Origin of the sequence: Thalassotalea loyana (assembly GCF_030161435.1) — a bacterium.
Classification (GTDB): Bacteria; Pseudomonadota; Gammaproteobacteria; order Enterobacterales; family Alteromonadaceae; genus Thalassotalea_G; species Thalassotalea_G loyana.
In genome coordinates, this window is record NZ_BSSV01000002.1 from 311,277 (window position 1) to 327,894 (window position 16,618).

At 45.3% G+C, this 16,618-nt stretch carries 23 protein-coding genes; 1 reads left to right on the forward strand and 22 read right to left on the reverse strand.

Translation table 11 applies throughout. The features are described from left to right. Positions 1 to 16 precede the first annotated feature (16 nt). The 22 genes from QQK05_RS06555 to QQK05_RS06660 form a co-directional block, all read right to left on the reverse strand. Positions 17 to 328, reverse strand: a complete 312-nt coding sequence (locus QQK05_RS06555) for a hypothetical protein (RefSeq protein ID WP_284296815.1) — start codon at positions 326 to 328, stop codon at positions 17 to 19. Between the two features lie 10 nt (positions 329 to 338). Next, on the reverse strand, positions 339 to 602 hold the full coding sequence (locus QQK05_RS06560) for a hypothetical protein (protein ID WP_284296817.1): 264 nt from the start codon (positions 600 to 602) through the stop codon (positions 339 to 341). Positions 603 to 654: 52 nt separating this feature from the next. Continuing rightward, positions 655 to 960: a hypothetical protein gene (locus QQK05_RS06565; RefSeq protein WP_284296819.1), complete on the reverse strand. Its 306-nt coding sequence runs from the start codon at positions 958 to 960 to the stop codon at positions 655 to 657. Between the two features lie 93 nt (positions 961 to 1,053). Further along, positions 1,054 to 1,404 (reverse strand): hypothetical protein, encoded by a 351-nt coding sequence (locus QQK05_RS06570; RefSeq protein WP_284296821.1) that lies wholly within the window; start codon positions 1,402 to 1,404, stop codon positions 1,054 to 1,056. 12 nt (positions 1,405 to 1,416) lie between these two features. Then, positions 1,417 to 1,731 (reverse strand): hypothetical protein, encoded by a 315-nt coding sequence (locus tag QQK05_RS06575; protein ID WP_284296822.1) that lies wholly within the window; start codon positions 1,729 to 1,731, stop codon positions 1,417 to 1,419. Positions 1,732 to 1,740: 9 nt separating this feature from the next. After that, a complete protein-coding gene (locus QQK05_RS06580; protein WP_284296824.1) occupies positions 1,741 to 1,932 on the reverse strand; it encodes a hypothetical protein in 192 nt (63 codons plus the stop codon). Positions 1,933 to 1,949: 17 nt separating this feature from the next. After that, the gene (locus QQK05_RS06585; RefSeq protein ID WP_284296826.1) at positions 1,950 to 2,108 is read right to left on the reverse strand and encodes a hypothetical protein; all 159 of its coding nucleotides are present in this window, start codon (positions 2,106 to 2,108) and stop codon (positions 1,950 to 1,952) included. Position 2,109: 1 nt separating this feature from the next. Continuing rightward, positions 2,110 to 2,652 carry a hypothetical protein gene (locus QQK05_RS06590; protein WP_284296828.1) on the reverse strand — a complete coding sequence of 181 codons (543 nt, stop codon included), beginning with the start codon at positions 2,650 to 2,652 and terminating at the stop codon, positions 2,110 to 2,112. Next, the gene (locus QQK05_RS06595; protein WP_284296830.1) at positions 2,652 to 3,113 is read right to left on the reverse strand and encodes a DUF6884 domain-containing protein; all 462 of its coding nucleotides are present in this window, start codon (positions 3,111 to 3,113) and stop codon (positions 2,652 to 2,654) included. Before QQK05_RS06595 ends, QQK05_RS06590 begins: the two co-directional genes overlap by 1 nt. Positions 3,114 to 3,155: 42 nt before the next feature. Further along, entirely contained in the window at positions 3,156 to 3,563 is a 408-nt protein-coding gene (locus QQK05_RS06600; protein WP_284296832.1) for a hypothetical protein, read from the reverse strand. A 158-nt stretch (positions 3,564 to 3,721) separates the two neighbouring features. Then, positions 3,722 to 4,123 (reverse strand): hypothetical protein, encoded by a 402-nt coding sequence (locus QQK05_RS06605; protein ID WP_284296834.1) that lies wholly within the window; start codon positions 4,121 to 4,123, stop codon positions 3,722 to 3,724. Further along, a complete protein-coding gene (locus QQK05_RS06610) occupies positions 4,123 to 8,109 on the reverse strand; it encodes a phage minor head protein (RefSeq protein ID WP_284296836.1) in 3,987 nt (1,328 codons plus the stop codon). The genes QQK05_RS06605 and QQK05_RS06610 overlap by 1 nt, the downstream gene beginning before the upstream one ends. Further along, positions 8,109 to 9,602, reverse strand: a complete 1,494-nt coding sequence (locus QQK05_RS06615; protein WP_284296838.1) for a DUF935 domain-containing protein — start codon at positions 9,600 to 9,602, stop codon at positions 8,109 to 8,111. Before QQK05_RS06615 ends, QQK05_RS06610 begins: the two co-directional genes overlap by 1 nt. A 3-nt stretch (positions 9,603 to 9,605) precedes the next feature. Beyond that, positions 9,606 to 11,279 carry a phage terminase large subunit gene (gene terL, locus QQK05_RS06620; protein WP_284296840.1) on the reverse strand — a complete coding sequence of 558 codons (1,674 nt, stop codon included), beginning with the start codon at positions 11,277 to 11,279 and terminating at the stop codon, positions 9,606 to 9,608. After that, positions 11,279 to 11,860 (reverse strand): terminase small subunit, encoded by a 582-nt coding sequence (locus tag QQK05_RS06625; protein ID WP_284296842.1) that lies wholly within the window; start codon positions 11,858 to 11,860, stop codon positions 11,279 to 11,281. Before QQK05_RS06625 ends, terL begins: the two co-directional genes overlap by 1 nt. Positions 11,861 to 11,881: 21 nt before the next feature. After that, entirely contained in the window at positions 11,882 to 12,274 is a 393-nt protein-coding gene (locus QQK05_RS06630) for a hypothetical protein (protein ID WP_284296844.1), read from the reverse strand. A gap of 90 nt (positions 12,275 to 12,364) precedes the next feature. Continuing rightward, a complete protein-coding gene (locus QQK05_RS06635) occupies positions 12,365 to 12,874 on the reverse strand; it encodes a hypothetical protein (RefSeq protein ID WP_284296845.1) in 510 nt (169 codons plus the stop codon). Beyond that, positions 12,849 to 13,217, reverse strand: a complete 369-nt coding sequence (locus QQK05_RS06640) for a Mor transcription activator family protein (protein WP_284296847.1) — start codon at positions 13,215 to 13,217, stop codon at positions 12,849 to 12,851. The genes QQK05_RS06635 and QQK05_RS06640 overlap by 26 nt, the downstream gene beginning before the upstream one ends. 1 nt (position 13,218) lies before the next feature. Further along, entirely contained in the window at positions 13,219 to 13,632 is a 414-nt protein-coding gene (locus tag QQK05_RS06645) for a VRR-NUC domain-containing protein (RefSeq protein WP_284296849.1), read from the reverse strand. Then, the gene (locus tag QQK05_RS06650; protein ID WP_284296851.1) at positions 13,626 to 13,829 is read right to left on the reverse strand and encodes a hypothetical protein; all 204 of its coding nucleotides are present in this window, start codon (positions 13,827 to 13,829) and stop codon (positions 13,626 to 13,628) included. The genes QQK05_RS06645 and QQK05_RS06650 overlap by 7 nt, the downstream gene beginning before the upstream one ends. Next, a complete protein-coding gene (locus QQK05_RS06655; RefSeq protein WP_284296853.1) occupies positions 13,826 to 14,290 on the reverse strand; it encodes a hypothetical protein in 465 nt (154 codons plus the stop codon). Before QQK05_RS06655 ends, QQK05_RS06650 begins: the two co-directional genes overlap by 4 nt. Next, positions 14,226 to 15,281: a hypothetical protein gene (locus QQK05_RS06660; protein ID WP_284296855.1), complete on the reverse strand. Its 1,056-nt coding sequence runs from the start codon at positions 15,279 to 15,281 to the stop codon at positions 14,226 to 14,228. Before QQK05_RS06660 ends, QQK05_RS06655 begins: the two co-directional genes overlap by 65 nt. A gap of 365 nt (positions 15,282 to 15,646) precedes the next feature. Here QQK05_RS06660 and QQK05_RS06665 point away from each other — a divergent pair, with 365 nt between their 5' ends. Continuing rightward, entirely contained in the window at positions 15,647 to 16,372 is a 726-nt protein-coding gene (locus tag QQK05_RS06665) for a helix-turn-helix domain-containing protein (protein ID WP_284296857.1), read from the forward strand. Positions 16,373 to 16,618: the final 246 nt, after the last annotated feature.

Below are 16,618 nucleotides of genomic sequence, written 5' to 3' on the forward strand. Positions count from 1 at the left end.
GTTATTATTTCCTTGTCTACTTTTGTGTGAATGTATCGAACCATTCAACATTGTTTACTTCACAATCCCGAATAAACATATCTTTTACATTATTAAACTTGCCATTAGATAGGTTAACTTGGAACTCACTTGCTTGAGTGTATGTTGTGCCTCTCACCCCGATAGAGATACTTAATTCATCACGTTCTGATTTTCTGCAAACTGCGTAATCAACGTAAACATGCTCGTCATCTCTAAACGAATAATCTAAACGGCAAGGAACATCAAAACCATGAGTTACAACCAACTCATAAAGCTTTAAATAATCTTTACTAACCAATTGCTTCATATCAGCCTACTTAAATAGAGCGCATGCGCTTGTTGATGATATTGATAGCAGCATTAAAGCCCTGCTCAAAATCAGGAAACGAAACACCTTCTGCTGTTAAATCTTCTTCACCGTCACATTCTGAGCCTGCGCCAAATGTTGTTTTTCTTAAAGCTTTGTTTTCAGCAATTAAGGCTTCCATTGCTTCTACAGCTTCGCTAATAAACGCAGCATTAGGTAAGTTCTCAATGTTGTTTTGTTGTAATAACTTCTTTAAATTTTCTAACTCTTTCATTTCATATCCTTAATTCTTTTAAAGTACCATTTGGCACTGGTTAATCGTCTACTTATTCGGATAAGCTTTCGATGCTTGCCGCCTGTCTAAACCAAATCATTGCAGCAATGTTCATCACATCGCGCATATCGCCTTTATCTACATGCTCTTTAAGTAATTCTTTTAGAAACTCAGTATCACAGTCTGTAGTCCACCAGCCGCCTCGACCTTTCATACGTGCGTCGGTCAATTTTTCAGACATAGCTTTTTGAGCAAAAGCAACAAGCCATTGATCAGCTTCTATATCTCTTAGTTCTGGTTTTAGAGACATTAATTGCTTTGACAAACGTTTCCATTCTGCTTTGTTTAAATTACCCATTGTTATTTCTCCGTTTAAGTACCATTTAATAAAATAGAGACTCTACACATCGTTTAATTACATAAAGTCTCGTTTTGTTCGTTACGTTAAGGTCTAAGAATTACTCGCTATATCCTTAACGTGCTGTATACCTTCTTTTTCAATTTTTTTTAGCTTTTGCTTTTGGACAATTGACTCCTTAGAAGCTTTAGCTTTATTAGGCGGCATTGCTTCACCTACGCGATCCCAGATAAGTTCTTCTGGTATAACATTTCGCATCAGTCTTTCTATAGCTGCCTTAGGTTTATAATTTCGTTTTTCTGCCGCCTTGTTAATTGAATATTTCAAGCTTTTACGTTTATCTAAATAAAGCCATAAAGCTAAGTCTACGGCTCTAAAAAGATCCTTATCATCTATGAATGGCAAGTCGTTAATTGCTTGTTGTTTCGTATATAAAGTAGCCATCAAACATAGTTCCTAAATCGTTTTAAAGCTGTCGTTTAACTCGCGTTCAAACAAGATATTTTCGATTTTTTCTCTTGTTGAAAGCTCCCGCTTTTTGGCCGGCACGCTTGCTTTACGGTTGCGCGGTGAAACAATCAATTTAGGCATTCTTTTTTTATAGACCTTGCGCTGACAGCCGCAGCCTTTGACCTTGCCTAGATTGTCTTTTCTCACTTCGCGGATAGTGCCGCAAACGCATTTACACCGAAAGTAAGCTAAGCCATTACTTGATGGCCTTGCGACTTCCCCTAACACTGTAAAATTATTAAATACATCACCTGCTTTCATCTGCTCCCCCTATTCTGCCCAAGCTCTTAACTTGGCGCTCTTGCTTAGCTTCTTCTTGGCCGCTGCTTCTATGCGCTGAATATTGGTTTGACTACAACCGCAGATTTCAGCGATTTCAACTGTATTAAGTGTTTGCCCTGGTTTAGCGACGCAACACATCACCGCTAACGCCAGGTCAATATCAAGGTTAATTTTTGGCATAGTCTCCCCCTAGCGCATCAAGCCGCTTTTAGCTTCTCGATTTTTTCTAAAACGACGTAATAACCGGCGTTAAATAACGCCATTTCATAACTGCCGCCGCTGCTGTTTTTCCAGTGCGCGCAACGCGCCTCGATAGCTTCTTTTTGCTCGATTAGTGCTTTTAGTTCGTCGGACATATTATTCACCTTCTGCGATCGCGCTTAGCTGGTTGTAAACTTCTTGGAATTCATCAAAGTTCGTACCGGCAATAGTTAGGTCGGTTTCGTTCAGGATCTGGACGACGCGCCATAATGAATCGAAGCCTTGTTTCGATAGTTTGATGTCAATCTCTTGCTTAGGCGGCTGGAAGCAGTCAAGCTCGAGCGGCTCGTTAATCCCTGTCATTTGCTTAAATGAGCCGCGACGGTTAATCAGTTGGCCATAGCCAAAACCTTCAAACCAAACGCGTTCTAAAAAGCGTTTGTAGTTGTGATCAGGTACCGCATTTTTAAAGTTGTCATACTTGATATTGTCAGCGATCACACAAAGGCGGGTTTTAAGCTGCTCTTTGGTGATCTCAATACGCCAAGGGTAATCGCTCGGCGTCGTGCTATAGATTTGATCAGGGCGGTTCGTTAACTGCTCTAAGTGCTCTTTTTTACGTGCGCGCACCATGACCACGCTAGGGTCGTTTCGGTGCTCAACTGCGCTAATAAATCCGTCTGTTGTCATTAACCACATTATTTTGATTCTCCTGTTAATTCATTCGTTAGCCAGGCTAATTGCTTGCCAATGCCTAGGCCTTGTAATGGCTTTTCAATACCGATTGTTAATTCGTTCGCGACCAGGTCGACCGGCGCGACATACTTTGCACCAGCCAAGCAAACAACCTTGTCGCCGGTGTCTTCTGATTCGTATAAGTAAGCGCGCAGCTGCTGGGCTGTTGTTCTATTCCATGCTTTACGCTTGCGCATACTGAAATTATTTAGCGTCATATCGTAAGGCGCGATAACGTCGCCCAGGCGTAAGACGCCATGCTTAGCGCTTAAAATGATAATGTCCGCCTCTTTTGCGCCTTGTTTACGCGCATAAGCTAACGACTTCTTGAATAAATCGCCCTGGTATAAGTGACCAGCTGCGGCCGCGCCTTTCGTTTTCTTTCCCGAGCAAGCCAGGATAAAAAGGGTTCTTGGTTCAAACATGGTAAAAACTCCTGTAAGACGGGCGAAAAGCCCGTCGCTGGGCTAATCGATAAGCTGTAAAAACTGGCTTGATTCTTTCTCGTTAAGAAGGTCTAAGCTTGCGTCTTTGGCTTTGTAGAAAAAGTCAGAAAACATTTTCGCGATATGTAATTTGTTATTCATCGCGTAATGCCATGACAACTTGTTCAGCGTGATCACCAACGCGACCGCCGACGCGACTTTCGCGTTAACTTCAAGCGAAATATAGGCGCCGTCGTTGTGTAGCGTTAAATTGTCTTCTGACAGTAAAAGGGCAGTAATGGCCAGGTTGTTATCAACGCGATAATTCCACAAGCCGCCTTTATATTGGCCATGTGTTAAGCGTGATAACGTGCCGTAAGTGCTCGTTTCAATAAGTGCGGCAACTTGCGCCGGTAACTTTGAGTAGAGTTGTTGTGCAGTAGCTTTCATTTTGTCACCTTTGGTTAGTAGGTTAATGGTTGCTGTTTGTTTGTTCGCTAACCATTTAAGACCTAATTAGGGACTTTGTCAAGCTATTTTGTTTCGTTTTGTTTACTTTTGTTAAAAATAAAGGCTTTTTGCCTGTGGACTTAATCCCTATTTAGGGACTATATTAGGGTCATGTGCTCGTTTGAATAACGGATCCTGACGCGCTCTCGTTCGGCGTCGATGTCGTCTATCTTATCGCGCCAACGGGCAAGCATGGCTATTTCGTCGGGTCGCTCATTATGAATCTTATCGACGTAAACTTCCTTAGTTTCGGTTTTTACGCCAATACAATCTGCGCCGCTAAAATACTCGGGTTCACCTTCGATAAAGCTAAATTCTGGCGTTGCGATTCCATTAGGATCGTCATAATGCGGCATGACATAAAACAAGCCGCCTTGCTCTATTTCATAAACAAAGCAAGCAAAACGCGTTTGCACATCGTCGCCTTTTATGACCAAAACTAAACCGCCATTATCACTAAGGCCGCCATGCCATAAATCTAAATACTTTTTATCTAACATTAATACCTTGCCTGTATTACTTCTTCTAAGTCGCGACCGTCCGGCCACTTCTCATAATTGTTTGATTTTAACCAGGCGATAAACTCCTGGCGATCCGATTCACTATACAAAACTATTTTTTCCAGGTCTTCAAATAAGCTTAACCCGTCTTTAAAAATGGTTTCGTCTCGCGGTCTCTTGGCGTTTGCTACCCAATCGCTAATATGCTCGCCTCTCGAAGCAAGCGTCGAATCTAACTGGCTGCCGAATTCGTCGTCATCATAAGAAATACGATCCATGCGCTTCATTAACTTGTGCGGTTTAAAGTAAAGACCTACTGCGTTTAATCCGTTATAGCTCGAACTCGAGCGGCTTTTTATGCGGGTAAATACATAGTTAGCACCACCTTTACTGTAATCTGTCGATAGCGCTTGGGCAGATTCAGGCAAGCCGCGTCGTAATCGCTCGCCTAAGCTGGCCAACATGCCGCCACCGTTAAAAACGTCTTTGAGTTTTTCATTAATCGAAAAGCTCGCGCCGTCTTTGCCTAGTGTGCCAATAGCATGGAATAAAACGTGATTATCTGCCCATTGATCATACTCGGGCGACTCGAGATCCGTTCGGTAGAATACGCGGCGGCCATGCTCCCAAGCTTGGCCAGTGTCTCGCTTATTCCATAATGGATTTTTTGTAATATCGTAACCGACGGCATTATTAATAAAGTCAAGTTTCGCCAGGCGTCTAGCTTCGGGATCGGTAATGTCGTTAAGCGCCTGGTATTTAGCCGTCATATTGCGATCGAGTAATGCCCAGCGTCGATAGGCGGTCTGATCTAAATAAAGCTCTGTTCTGACCGCTTTTGTCGTCAATTGATTAGGCACGCCGAGCGCTTCTATCTGTTCAATAGCTCGCGCAGCTGCGGCCTTATTGTTGCCTTTGACTTCAATTTGCACATAACCGCGTGAATAGTAAGCATCACCGGCCATTACATTGATTTTGACGTCGTCACCTGGCTTGGCTTTGTAATTCGTAGTGTAAGGCGCCGAAATAGTATGGCCTTGCTGTCTAGGTGTAGAACGATCGTATTGCATCGCTTTATATCTAAAGGTACCCGCTTTTTCCCAGGATAAACCGGCCGCCGCTTTATCACTCACCAAATCAAACACATTAGGTAAATCATCCGTTTTCATCATAAACGCCCAAGGCTGCGCCGGTAAGTTTAATTTAGCAATGCCTTTCATGCGCTGTAATTCATCACGCCAGGATAACAACGTCACCATTTGTTGATCAGTGTAAACAGCTTTGTTTTTTGCTTTATCAATAACGCTATTAACTTCATCGATAGCAGCGTTTAACCTGTCTATATCAAGCGTTCTTATAACCTTTTTATCACGATAAAGCGCCCCTATCCCCCTGGCAACGGTTGAAACTTTTTCCTTTAGGCTCGTTAGCGAAATGCTGCCGCTGTTATCATTAAACTGTTTGCTGACTTCGCCTAAGCCTTTTTCGGTTAACTTCATGGTTAACATGGTGGCCGGCTCGCCGTTCTCGTCGATAAAGTGGCTTAACTTAACGTTGTGATCTTGGATAAAGTCTTCATCGATAGTCAGTGAATAACCGTTAACTCGAGACTCTTTGATCGCGAGTAAGTCTGCGTCGGTCACCGTTTCGATAATGTCGGGTTTAGGCTTTTGCGGTAGCGCTTCGGGAAAGGCTTTGGCGATATAGTCGCGGCGTGCTTTTAGCTTGGCTTTGAGCTCGTTAGCGATATTCGGATCACGACTGCCGAAGCGGTCGACCATATCGTCGATTTGCTCGTCAGTAATGCGAAGGACTTTGCGCGCGCCAATGATTAACTGCTCCCTGGTCGCATTAGAAAAGACGCTCGCGGCCTGGGGATTTAAGCTGCTATCTAAAAACGTCTCGAGCTCGGTAACATCATTGCCGAATCTATCGCCTTTTAAACCACCTTGCGCGCGATAACGAAGGGCTCCGCCAGGATCCATCCGAATAGCGCGATTGTTGAGTAAGATCAGGTTGTCATAATCCAGACCGATAACGTCCCAATTAGCAAGCCAGGCGTCAACAACCATGTTTTCATGGACATTGTCAGCTAGGTTATTGACTAATTTATGGCGGCTTTCTTCTAGGCCTTCGATGATTTCACTGGCAACGTGAAACTTGCCGTTTTCGCTGAAGTAGTAATAGCGCGGCGCTTCGGTACCGGCGAGCTCATAAAGTCTAGACGCTAGCGTTTCATTGCGCGCGATGTCTTCTGACGCCAGGGTTTTAATGTAATAACGCTTGCCGGTTTCGGTGTCCTGGTAGAAGGCGCCATCGTTAGAGCCTTTTTTCTTGGTCGCATACTTGACCATATTAGCCATTGATAGCGTCGGCTCGCTAACCTTCTCGGGCTTTGTGACATCGGCCAGCGCATCTTTAAGCGCTTGTACGGCGTCAGCTGGTGGCACTAATTCGGCTTGCGCTTTGGTAATGTCTGCCGTCACTTTCATTTTCTCGAGCTCGTCGAGTGAGTCGAACACTTCTTTTTGTTTCGGCGTCGGGATCTTCCCTTCAATCAATTTCTTTTTATAGCCGCTAAGGTGCTTTGATTTTTCCTTGGCTTGCTGTTTAACTTTGGCCTGTTCTTCAATGGCAGCAACTAAGCTTTTCGCATCAGGATAATTTGCCGCGCTGCCGTCTTTGGTCATCTTGTCGAAAATCTGCTTTTTAAAGGCGGCTTGCTTTTGCGCTTCACCTGCCGCTATTTTGGTCAGTTCTTCTTTTGCCTGGGCATTACCTGTCTTGACGTCAATTTCGGCAATTATGGCTTGCTGTGCTTCTTCTGGTAGTGAATCAAACGCCGCTTTTGCGTTCGTGCCTGGCTCTTTGTTCGCGATCTTCGCTTTCTTGAATTTGGCAAGTTGATCCCCTAGCTTTTTGGTGTCGGCTTGTTGCTTAGCTTTGGCCAACAATTCTTGAGCGTTCATGCTTTGCGCGGCTTTGGTGTTTGCTACTTTCTTAATTGCAGCAGCCAGGTATGGCGTGTTCGCTTCGATAGCGTGATCTATCTCAAATTGTGCGGCGCGCTCTTTGGCTTTATCCAGGGCTTTATTCGCGAGCCCTTGCGTTGAGCTAATACCTAATTCTTTCAATGCCTGGTTTGCTTCTTTGGCGGCTTGTCGTGCTTTTTCGTTGCCTTTTTTAATGAGTGCCGCTTCTTTTTGGGCTTTGGCTAACTTGTCGGCCTGAACTTTGTTTAGATGCTCGAGTCGCGTTTTTCCCGCGTTGTGATCAAAGCCAGGATCCACGCCTTCGGGTACCAGGTTGACTTTATCGCTGCCAGGCTTTTTCCATTTCTTCATGGCCGGTTTTTGTGCGGGTGAAACGCTTAACCCGTAATCGGCCAGATCCTCTTTTGACATTTGAATAACACCGCAGCGACATTGCCATCCGTTCGGCGGGTAGTGCGTATTCCAAAACTTATCGGTAACCGGTAAAACGACGTTGTCGTGCTTGGCGTGCTCCGGCCGCGTTCTTGAGTCGTCGACGGCGTCATACATCAAGTAAGGCATAGCTAGCTTTGCATCGTCTATCGCTTGCCAATGGCCGACCGCATAGGCTGACTGCATGTTAGTACGAAAGATATTTTCGAGACGGCTTGCGCTGCCTAACTGGACGGTTTGCTCGAAGGCTGTACCTGGATTAATAACCTGTTTACCCCACCAGCCTTTTTTTTGTAACAGCGGGATCAACTCGTCTTTAAAGTCCGCCAGGGTTTTTCCTTCGGTCAGTGCCTTAGATAAGCCATCTTTAACCGCGAGCAACAAGTCGTCATTCATCATCTTGGCGACGGTAAACGCGGCGTTGTGCTCGTCTTTTAGCATATCTGACCAATTCCAGGTCTGCGCTAAGCCTTTATCGTTAAAGAAGCTGATCGCCTGGATAAAATCTAAATCGAAATTACCTAACGCGCCTGGTCGACGGTCTTTAAAGTTAACAATCATTAAGCGGCTGTCCCTTTAAATAAGCCCATTAATCGACTAACAAAGGTCGCCTTTGCGATTTTCTGCGCTTGTGCTTGGCTTGGCGCCTCACTAAAGAGTAAATCTAATTCGCGCTGAAAGGTGCCGACGTCGTCGGTTTCTTCTAATAAGCCGATTAATTTTTGGATTTTATCGCCGTATAACTCGGCGTAGTCTTCGGCCAGCTGCTGCGCGCCTTCGATTAACGCTTGCTGATCCTGGCGATGATTCACGCGCTTTTGTGTTAACGCGGTAACGTCCGCAAAGTCGGCGCCCATTGGTGGGACATTGTTATTTTTAGGTGGCAGCATATCGCTAGCTTTTTTCGACCAACCTTCGCCGTAAGTTTCTTTGATGTACTGCTCCGACGGCTCAAAACCTAACGCCATGATCTTGTTATCACGCTCGGCGACTTTTTCCAAGTCTTCGTCGTCTTTGACTTTGCGCCAAACGCGAGGGACTTCGGCGCCTGGAAAGTTGTATTCAATTAACGGTTTGATAACTTGCTTGTTAAAAGAATCGCAGATCAGATCCGCATCAGCCTTGATAAGCTCGTCTTTTACGTCGCTGTGGACTTTGGCTTGGCTGTAGCTGCTGCCTGAGTCCGTTGTCATGGTCTGACTTAAAATAACTTTGGCAATAGCCGCATCCATGCGATCGCACATCGCGTTATAGTCTGCGGTGCCGCTTCTAGATGCCTCAACTAAATCAACAATCAAATTATCAGGACAAACGACGCCGCTGTCTGCCTGGATAGCCTCGAGCACTTCGAGCGCTTTTTCTTTCTCGTTCGGATCGTCGATTTGCGCGCCTGGTAATTTGGCCATTGCGGTAGGCATACCGAATTTTTCTAAAAAGATTAACCAAAACTTGATCCCGTTGCGCTTAAAGAAGGTCGGCCAGTAAAGTGAATGTGCTAGGCCTAAACCATAGGGGTTATCGTCGGTATCGGCGCCCGAATTAAATAACCAAAACTTATTATCAGGCATTGGCTTAGCTTCGCCGCCTTGCTGAATAAAATATAAATTATTGTCTTCATCGAACTTAAACTTCGCGCGGTCTTTGACTTTGATTTTATCAATGACAATGCGGTTATCTTCGCTCGCCCATAAAATCTCGCCAACTGCCCAGCCATAATGTAAGCCGTAAAGCATTTTGCGCGTGACGTCGTCAAAGTTAATGCGCTTAATTTGCTCTCGGACAAACTCGGCGATTGCTTGGTCTTGTGCGCTTTCGCTCGCCGCGTCGACTTGCCATTCTTTGCCTAATAACGCTAAAAAGCGCTGTTGATAGCACGATGTTACCTGATCGTCGCGTAAGATTTCGCGGTAAACGTCCAGGTTATGCCCTTTTGCGCGCAAGATATTATCGGGATTTTCGACAAGGCCTGACGTATAGACTGATCCTATCGCTCGGCTTGCCAAGCGACGGCTTGAAGGTGTTGTCGCTATCTCGGTGGTAACTGGTTTTTTCATTGCTTAATACCCGTTAAAGTTGTTTCTACTACGGACAGCGCCGTAACCTTTGTTTGTATCTGTGTGGCTTTGGTTGTTTTCATCAGCCAAGGCTGCACGTTTGTTATTGCTTCGGTAATGCGTTAAGTTCACGCGTTGCGCGTGCGCCCAGCGTAAAAACTGACTGACGCTATCGACCTGATCGTCATGTGTCGTTAACGGGAAGCCGAAAAGCTCTGACTCAAACGTCGTTAACCAACTGGCGATATTTGGCAGCCATAGCAAGCCGGCCTCAATTAACGGGCTGACGGCGACTAACCGCGTTAATTTGTCGCCTTCGGGCTCAATGGCAATGGTCGGAATAATTAATTTACGGTTCCAACCTTCAATCTCTATTCCCGCCTGGCATTCCTGGATCAGCGATTGGCCGCTGGCTTTATCCTCAATCAATACGCCGTCGGGCTTCCATTGCAAATACAAATTAGCCAGGGCTTTTTTAAGCTCGGGTAATCCGACGCGTTCGCGCCAAACGTGCAACAAATAATAACCGTCGTCTCTTTCGCCCCACACTGTCAGCACACTAGGATCGTTCACTTGACTAGCTTTATAAGCGGTATCTAACGAAAAGATTACCCGTAAAAATGCCGCTGGCTTTTCGCCGTAGCGCATCGGCCAGGCGCGTTTAATGAGTGCGCCGTCGGCCGGCTTAGGTCGTTGCATGTAAAGCGCGTCCCAATTGCGCGATCCTTGGACGCGTCGCTCTCGTTCCCAGTGTTCGGGGCTAAACCAATCTGTCCATAGCCACTGACCAATCTCTCGCCCGAGCGGATCGTCTTCGCGTTCACATTGCGCTTGAAGACAAATGACATACCAGGGCTCGCCGTCTTTCGCTTCTACCCAGCCGCTTTGCCCGTCCCAATCATCAGGCAAGATAAGGCCGCTTAGGTCTTGTTCGTGCCACCGGGTTTGAATGATCAAGATAAATCCGCCAGGCTTTAAACGCGTGCGTAAATCGTTTAGGTAGGCTTCCCAGGTCTTTTCTCTAATGGTCGGGCTGTCTGCGTCTTCGCGACCTTTGACGGGGTCGTCAATGACTAGGCCGTCGGCGCGGTTACCTGTGATCCCTGACAAGATGCCGCCACACATAAACGTCGATTCGTTCGTTAATGCCCAATCATCAACGGCGCGGTTATCGGTTTTCAGCTGCGCGTTAAAGATTTCGTCGTATTTGGTCGATGATGTAATTGTCCGGCATTTGCGGCCGAATTTTTTCGCTAGGCCTGACGCGTAACTGGTGGTAATAATATTTTTTCTTGGGTTGCGTCCCATAAACCAGGTAGGAAAAACCACCGTCCCGTAAGTCGACTTTGCCGAGCCTGGCGGCATAAACACCATGACGCGATTAAAAATATTGCCGGTATCGGGGCAGACTTCCTTAGCCTCGACTTTCATCAGCGTATTGTTAATTAATTCATGATGAATCGCTGGCTCGACGGTTTCGGGGTAAAACGCGTTCGATATTTCGTGGCCGGTACATTTCGGATCGTCGCAGTCGTCACCTAACGGGCAGCTGTCGGCCAAAAGTGGCGCACCTGGGATCTCAATCGCTCGGCAATATTCGTTTAAGTCGTTATAAGCTAACCGGCGGTTTTGTTCTTCAAGAAGCGCTAAATACTCTAACTGCTCGTCTCTAGTCACTACGACGCCTTTTTAACTTTCTTCTCTAGCTCGGCGATACGCTGTGACAGTTCATCGTCTGACATTTCGCGTCGGTCAACTGAGATATTGCCTTCTAAGGTGGTCTTTACTTCTTTGCGCTCACTAAAGGCGCCGACGTCAATGTGTTTGCCGATCATTTCTAGGTTTTTGACCTTGTCCGGCCATTTTAGCTTTTTCAAAAAGCCGATTTGCGCTCGTTCGTCGCCATGCCCTTCGAATAATTCGCTCACTTCAAACTGTGAGATAAATTGCCGCCAGGGTCGTGGCCATTCGCTAAGAGGTTTAACGCTGCCGTCGTCAAAAACGATGTCTAGGACGTCTAATTGGTCAATCTCGACCATGCGTAAGAGGACATAGTCTTTATCGATGCTTAGACGCTTGAGGCGCTCGCTGCGCTCTGTCTTAATGGCGTCCGTAATCTTAACATTTCTTAACAGCCTGGACGCGGTCTGCGCGGCGGTCTTTTCAGAATAACCGGCTAAAACGGCTGACTGTGTGCCATTCTCACCGGCCGCATAGTGAATAACAAACGCTGCTTGTTGGTTGTTTAATTTCGCCATGTGCGCTCCGCGTCCTGGTGATTACTTCTGCTCGGTTTTACGGTTTATCGCTTGTTGTACGTGTGGCAACGTAAAATAAAACGCAACGACTAGACCAAACGGCCATGACCACACATCATCGAGCAAGGTTAAAACCCAGCTCGAATCTTCATGCCAACCAGCTAGACGGCAGCCGACCGAAATTAAACTTAAAATCGATACCATGCCGGTAATTGTCCAGGCTAATCCGCGACGGCTGCGCGCGCTTGGGCTTAGCGTTTTCATCAATTCCAGGTACCAATTTAGTTTTTTCTGTTTGTCTCCGGCTTTTTCTTCGTCGGTATAAACCAGGGCGTCGCCTGTATCTATAATCGCGTTTAAGCCGGTTTTGATTGTGTCTTCACTTGAAAAAAGTGATTTAAAAAATTTAATCATTATCTCCACCAATGACCGGCAAGCCTTTGTAAAAAACAGACTGCGGGTTATCGAGCTCTAACATAATGGCTAATGCCAAACGTGAATATCTCATGCGTGTTCGGTTTCCTTTTCGGGTAAGTGGTAGAGGTATTTTTCCGCCATTTTTAAGTAATGTTTAGGTGTACCTTTGCCGGCCACTGTGTTGTAGTAGCGCTTCCAATACATCGCACGCGAAACAAAGTCTCGCGGGATAGGTTCGGGGATAAGTAAATATTTAAGGCGAGTCAATGCCAGGGATAACATCGGATCGTCGTTTAGGTCGGCCAGCTGCGCCGCGTCGACATCAATATCAAGTTCCTGGCGTAGCGCTTCTTTGTGTTTTGCGCGTGCGCGCTGCTTAACGTCTTCAAAGCCGATTAAATCAAACTGCGTTAACCCGAAGCCGGCACCGTTAGGCGTCGGATCCTGGTAATACCCTAAACAAGTTTCGGCGGCGGCGGTTTCTGCCAACATATAGTCCGCGCTGCCGGTTGAACCGTACCCGAGTACATCACAAACTTGGCGGCTCATAGCGAGCACATTGTCGCCAGGGTTAAGCCCGTAACTTCTTTTGCTCATTGAGTCTCTCCGTTTTACGTTGAAGGATCATGCGAATAGCACGCGCTTTAAGTTTGTACTTGGCGGCCATTTGCTCGATAGATAAAGGTTTCGTCTCTTGCGTTTCCTGGAATATTTTTTCGTTGCGCTCTTGACGGTAAATAGTGGAAGGTACCCAAAGCGTATCGCCTTGCATGTAAGCGACTAGGGCGTCAGCTGCTGCGTGTGAAATACGCGCGCGAATAACTTTGATAGAGTGACTTTCTCGGCCAATGTAAATAAATTGGCTTCGAAAGATTTTTTCTAGTTTGAGTGTTGCGTCATACCCTAAAATTCTGACGAGCTCTTGTTCTGCAAGTGTCATGTTAGGCGGCCTTCTCTTGTTGTTTTAAATAAGCTTCGATAGCGTCTTTGGCTTGTTCCCAGCCATAAGCTAAAACGGTTTTGTAGCCTACGCGTTCCATGCGCTCGAGCCATATTAATTGACTTTCTGAGGTTGACGGTTTCTTCTGGCCTTTCACTATTGGCCGCTTTAATTCAATCCATAAACCGCTATAACCATTCATCGGAATAGGTAAGAACAAATCTGAAACACCGGCTTTGACGCCCTGACGCTTTAACCTGGCCGCTTCTCGACTGTCACGCTTACCACCGTTAGGGATAGCAAATAAAAAGTCGTATAACGTCTCTGAGCTCGTCACGCGTATAGACTTAGACCAAGTGATTAACGCTTTTTGGTGTTCGTCTTCGATGTGTCGTGTTGTTGTTCTTCTTACCATCGCTGTTTTAACCTTGTTTCGAATAATGGCCTTCTTGCTTGCTGCCAATCTTCTGGTTGCTCGTTAAACCACTTGCGTAACTGTTGATTGGTTTTAGAGCCTTTAAGTAAATATCGCGTCAAACAATCGAGTTTGTGCCAGGTCTGCTTTTGCACTTGCTCGAGTGTTTGCGCGCCAAACTTGCAGCAATTCGTCACTTAGCCGCCTTTTTAAAAATTGAGCGTTTTATCCCCTGGATATGTAACGTCGCTTGCGCTTGTCGCTCTGCCCAGGGTTTAGCCGGTAGCGCTTTACTTGCATCAAAAACTTTGTGCTCTGGTGGGCTTGATTGTTTACATAGCCCAATAAACGCCGGTATATTCGGCCATTCAAACGTCTTGTTGCCTCGCTCCATTTCGCGCTTTAATCGCTCGATACCTTTTTCCAGCTGCGCCCTGGATATTTGGCCAAAGTTACGCGCCCATTGTCGGCGCGCTGCTTGTAGTTCTTCTGTGCTAGCAAACGTCATTGAGAATTTTTTCAAGTAAACGCTGTTTAGCAACGTAAACGCATAAACCGTTATTTGTTTTTCGTAGGGTGTCGGTTCATACCCGTTACCAATTGGCGATTGCTGATCTTGGATCTGATAATTGTTTGCTAACGTTGCTAAGTCCTTCATGGTGACTGCCCTTCTTCTGGTTGTGCTTGGTTTGTTTGGCTTGTTCTAAAGTGAGTTTTTCCCACCACTTGCGCAGTGAGCTAGGCGACAAGATATTCGCCCGATACCAATCGCTAGCACTGAGTCTTGCATAGCGAAACAATTCGCATATTTCACGATGGCTGCGCTTTTCTACTTGGTTGATTAATCGAATGGTATTAGCCCACGACTCGAGATTGATTTTTTTGGTATAGGGTTTGCCGGTTTCTGCAAGATACGATTGCAGCAAAATAGATTTAAAATATTCAGCGGTTTTGAAATCGTCTGCTGAGTATTTGTATTTAGTTTTGGTTTTCGATTTTTTAGCTGGTTTAGATTCGCTCTCGATCGGTACCTTTATATTATTATTATTATTATTATTATATTTATGACCACCAAATGGCTGGAGCCCTTGATTTTCCTGGGGGTCTAGGTGACCAGCAAACTTCGACGGATCAGGGGGGGTCTGATCGTGGTGTTCTAGGTGACCACCAAGCGGCGCTAGCCCTTTATCTATAAGGCTTTGTACGTGACTTGCAAAGTCATCATCACCGATAGAAAAAGACTCTACCTGACCTTGTGCGTGACCTTGTACGTGACCACCAAATGGCTGGAGCCCTTGATTTTCCTGAGGGTCTAGGCGACCTTGTGCGTGACCTTGTACGTGACTTGCAAGCGGCAAAGTCCAACTTGGCAAGATGCGTTTTTTAAAGTCACCGGCTTGCGTTTTGATGATAATTTCGCGTTGTTCAAGTGCCTTTAGCCAATCCCTAACTTGTTTGTCAGTCGGGATCTGGGCGACGGCGCGAGACTTGGCGCTTGGCCGATATGATATATCGTCTTTAAGTTGGGGGATCCCGACGGTCACTTGATTAGTGTTCGGGTTGAGTCGCTGCCGTAAGGCGACATACAAAAGGCGGCATTGTGGGGCAAGCCTATTGTCTAATAACAGCTGATATTCTTCTGTTAACACGATAGACGCTCCATTATTGTTATAGTTTTCATGGTGTGCTCGTTGTTCTAAAAAGTTTAAAAACCAGTGAGTGGTTAATTCACCGACAACTATATTAGACTAAAAAGATAACAATTCGCAACTTTTTAGCAATACAAAGCACCTTAGGATCCCTAATTAGGGATCAAAAGGTTAACAAATATTTATTTTGATAGGATTGTTAGCAATTTCTTTCCCTGTAGTGTATAAAAACGGGAGATACAGGGGGAAAAGTTAAAGGATTGTTAACTCTGTGTCTCCAGGGAGCTTTCGCGTAGGTTCTGCGAAAGAATTATATTTGTAGGAGAATATAAGCGCCTTATGCGCATTAATAAGGACTTGGGGCAATGAAATTTGAAGATAAATTAAAGTCTAGAATGAAAGAGCTAGGCATTAAACAGGTCGATTTAGTAAGAAAGACAGGGAAAAGTAAAACGAGTGTTTCTAGATGGATGCGTGGCAGCATTCCACGAGGCAAAGCACTTATCGACTTAGCAGAAATGCTAAGCGTCTCGACTGAATGGCTAGTCGGCGACACTGAAATTAATCGCTCGATTGAATGGAAATGGAAAGGCAGCGAAGAACTTGATCACCAAGCCAAGATCCCAGCGGCCAATATTCTGCCGATAGCGTTTGTGAATAAAGATACATTATCGTGGGAAATGACGGGCGACGTTACGTTAAGTGCGTCATCAAATAGCGCATCGATACTACAAGATGACAACGATTATATCGTCTTAGATTCTGATTTTATGCAGCAGCTGGGGATCTCCCCCGGTAGAGGCGATCTGTATTGCATTGTTAGGACATCGATTGCTAGTCATATTTCACAAGTAGACATTAACCCAATGGTGGGCGGGTTCTATATTGGTGCCTGGCGCGAAAACCCTGTTTTAATGCACTTGAGCCTAACGGCTGACGATGGGATCCGCATTAAAAAAATGGTAAATTCGAGAAGTGAAGAAGTCGTTGCCAAGGATGCTATCAGCAATATTAGCGGGATCAGTATTCTAGGACAGGTCGAATCTGTTACAACTAATTCAACGGAAATGTTTGAACGACTTTTCGCATAACCTAAATTAAAATAAAAATACAAGGCCGCTAATTTAGCGGTCTTTTTTTTGTTTCTTGCATTCTTTTTCTTTCTAAGTTGGAATTTTTTCAATGAAATTCCGAATTCTTTTTTTTAGCTTTTTGACAGTCTTTTTGTCGATGTTTTAATACTGATAAATGAATGAGTTAACAGCTAAAACCACGACAAAATTAAGATTCCTTAACGGAAAAAGTAGATTTCATCAAAAAGCCTTGTTAGTCAACAA

Coding starts and splice junctions, on each gene's coding strand:
- QQK05_RS06610 (WP_284296836.1), bottom strand. CDS start 8,109: ATGATTGTTAACTTTAAAGACCGTCGACCAGGCGCGTTAGGTAATTTC.
- QQK05_RS06595 (WP_284296830.1), bottom strand. CDS start 3,113: ATGTTTGAACCAAGAACCCTTTTTATCCTGGCTTGCTCGGGAAAGAAA.
- QQK05_RS06560 (WP_284296817.1), bottom strand. CDS start 602: ATGAAAGAGTTAGAAAATTTAAAGAAGTTATTACAACAAAACAACATT.
- QQK05_RS06585 (WP_284296826.1), bottom strand. CDS start 2,108: ATGTCCGACGAACTAAAAGCACTAATCGAGCAAAAAGAAGCTATCGAG.
- QQK05_RS06630 (WP_284296844.1), bottom strand. CDS start 12,274: ATGATTAAATTTTTTAAATCACTTTTTTCAAGTGAAGACACAATCAAA.
- QQK05_RS06615 (WP_284296838.1), bottom strand. CDS start 9,602: ATGAAAAAACCAGTTACCACCGAGATAGCGACAACACCTTCAAGCCGT.
- QQK05_RS06625 (WP_284296842.1), bottom strand. CDS start 11,860: ATGGCGAAATTAAACAACCAACAAGCAGCGTTTGTTATTCACTATGCG.
- QQK05_RS06600 (WP_284296832.1), bottom strand. CDS start 3,563: ATGAAAGCTACTGCACAACAACTCTACTCAAAGTTACCGGCGCAAGTT.
- QQK05_RS06605 (WP_284296834.1), bottom strand. CDS start 4,123: ATGTTAGATAAAAAGTATTTAGATTTATGGCATGGCGGCCTTAGTGAT.
- QQK05_RS06645 (WP_284296849.1), bottom strand. CDS start 13,632: ATGGTAAGAAGAACAACAACACGACACATCGAAGACGAACACCAAAAA.
- QQK05_RS06565 (WP_284296819.1), bottom strand. CDS start 960: ATGGGTAATTTAAACAAAGCAGAATGGAAACGTTTGTCAAAGCAATTA.
- QQK05_RS06640 (WP_284296847.1), bottom strand. CDS start 13,217: ATGACACTTGCAGAACAAGAGCTCGTCAGAATTTTAGGGTATGACGCA.
- QQK05_RS06575 (WP_284296822.1), bottom strand. CDS start 1,731: ATGAAAGCAGGTGATGTATTTAATAATTTTACAGTGTTAGGGGAAGTC.
- QQK05_RS06555 (WP_284296815.1), bottom strand. CDS start 328: ATGAAGCAATTGGTTAGTAAAGATTATTTAAAGCTTTATGAGTTGGTT.
- QQK05_RS06665 (WP_284296857.1), top strand. CDS start 15,647: ATGAAATTTGAAGATAAATTAAAGTCTAGAATGAAAGAGCTAGGCATT.
- QQK05_RS06655 (WP_284296853.1), bottom strand. CDS start 14,290: ATGAAGGACTTAGCAACGTTAGCAAACAATTATCAGATCCAAGATCAG.
- QQK05_RS06570 (WP_284296821.1), bottom strand. CDS start 1,404: ATGGCTACTTTATATACGAAACAACAAGCAATTAACGACTTGCCATTC.
- QQK05_RS06590 (WP_284296828.1), bottom strand. CDS start 2,652: ATGTGGTTAATGACAACAGACGGATTTATTAGCGCAGTTGAGCACCGA.
- QQK05_RS06635 (WP_284296845.1), bottom strand. CDS start 12,874: ATGAGCAAAAGAAGTTACGGGCTTAACCCTGGCGACAATGTGCTCGCT.
- QQK05_RS06580 (WP_284296824.1), bottom strand. CDS start 1,932: ATGCCAAAAATTAACCTTGATATTGACCTGGCGTTAGCGGTGATGTGT.